The organism is Candidatus Symbiopectobacterium sp. NZEC135 (genome assembly GCF_025962695.1).
In genome coordinates, this window is sequence record NZ_JAGFPF010000747.1 from 1 (window position 1) to 988 (window position 988).

General features: G+C 50.3%; 2 protein-coding genes. One reads left to right on the plus strand and one right to left on the minus strand.

From position 1 onward, the window contains the following. Positions 1–161: 161 nt before the first annotated feature. Positions 162–365: a helix-turn-helix domain-containing protein gene (locus tag J5224_RS30165; RefSeq protein WP_264628730.1), complete on the minus strand. Its 204-nt coding sequence runs from the start codon at positions 363–365 to the stop codon at positions 162–164. 106 nt (positions 366–471) lie between these two features. Between J5224_RS30165 and J5224_RS30170 the strand changes: the two genes are divergently transcribed. Then, positions 472–744 (plus strand): helix-turn-helix domain-containing protein, encoded by a 273-nt coding sequence (locus J5224_RS30170; protein ID WP_264628731.1) that lies wholly within the window; start codon positions 472–474, stop codon positions 742–744. Positions 745–988: the final 244 nt, after the last annotated feature.

Here is a 988-nt window from a genome sequence, read left to right on the forward strand (position 1 = left end):
GCCTCAAGCGGCTGCACATACGTCAGTACCACCACATAAATCACACTCATTGCAAATTCCATGTATTGCGTCAGGGATAATGCAAGGCTACTCCTCGACAGGGGAGGCATGAAGCGCTTTTTGGTGGAAAATTAAGGCGTATACCATTTCCTCTATGCGGACTAATAGCGTGAAGGCCAAATCTCCTCAGGCCGTTTACTCAACGCCTTAGCAATCAACCGTTCGCCTTTGGGCCAACGTCGCGCCAACGCGTTTGCCAGTGTTGATGACGCCAATCCCGCCTCTCGGGAAAGTGCAGACAGTGTTGTACCTTGCTTTTTCAGCGCAGCAATAATATCTGCCGGGTGCCAGTCCTTACCGTCCATTACCATCCCCCGATGTTATTATGTGCAAATGTTCAGCATATCTAAACAACGGCGATGTTAAGTAATGCTAAACACTAAGTCAATATCGATTATCGATGGTGCCATGATGCTACCTGCTCGCCTTAAATCCGCCCGCCTGCATGCCAAGTTGACTCAGGAAAAACTCGGAGTCCTCGCGGGTATCGAAGAAGCGACCGCACGGTCGCGCGTCTCTCAGTATGAAAGCGGCACCTATCGCCCCACCTTCGAGATGATGTGCGCCTTTGCCCGCGTACTTGGCGTGCCGGAAAGCTACTTTTACACCGTCGATGATGACTTCGCGGAACGCATTTTGCAGTTGTATGAAAGTGATGGCATACAACAAGAAAAGAAGGCATAGGAGCCGCTTAAAGCTCAAATGCGTAAAAGTTTAGGGTGCGAACACGTGGAGGGGGAGCAGCGTAGGTAATGACATCATGCCCGTGGATGGCTCATGCCAGGATTACGGGCAAAAAAAAAGACCTTTCGGTCTGTTTTTTAACGCGTTGCAGAATGATAGTACATTCTACACATCACATTTTGGAGCGGGAAACGAGACTCGAACTCGCGACCCCGACCTTGGCAAGGTCGTGCTCTACCAACTG